The sequence below is a fragment of the Mycolicibacterium pyrenivorans genome (assembly GCF_025821625.1).
GTDB classification, from domain to species: Bacteria; Actinomycetota; Actinomycetes; order Mycobacteriales; family Mycobacteriaceae; genus Mycobacterium; species Mycobacterium pyrenivorans.
This window is the reverse complement of sequence record NZ_JACKSH010000047.1, coordinates 1-511: the sequence shown is the minus strand read 5'-3', so window position 1 is coordinate 511 and position 511 is coordinate 1. Positions and strand designations below refer to the sequence as shown.

General features: G+C 71.0%; 1 pseudogene. It reads left to right on the top strand.

Going from position 1 to position 511, the window contains the following annotated elements:
- Window positions 1-44 precede the first annotated feature (44 nt).
- Window positions 45-511 (top strand): annotated as a pseudogene (locus tag H7I57_RS06800) (hypothetical protein); the annotation flags it as partial.

The following is a 511-nucleotide window of genomic DNA, read 5'->3' as shown; positions in this document are numbered from 1 at the left end:
TGCCCAAGGCACCACCGGTGCTCAAGGCACCACAGGTGCAACCGGTGCCACGGGAGCTCAAGGCACAACAGGCGCACAAGGCACCACAGGTGCGCAAGGCGCGACCGGAGCAACAGGCGATACCGGAGCAACCGGAGCCCAAGGCACGACAGGCGCCCAGGGCGCCACCGGAGCCACGGGAGCTCAAGGCACCACGGGTGCGCAAGGCGCCACCGGAGCCCAAGGCGCGCAAGGCGATACAGGCGCCGTCGGCCCGCAAGGCGCAACCGGAGCCCAAGGCACCACCGGCGCTCAAGGCACGACAGGCGATACAGGTGCCGCCGGCCCGCAAGGCGCAACCGGAGCCCAAGGCACCACAGGTGCGCAGGGCGCCACCGGAGCAACCGGTGCCCAAGGCACCACCGGTGCTCAAGGCACGACAGGTGCCCAAGGCACTACCGGAGCCCAAGGCGCGCAAGGCGATACAGGCGCCGTCGGCCCGCAAGGCGCAACCGGAGCCCAAGGCACGCAC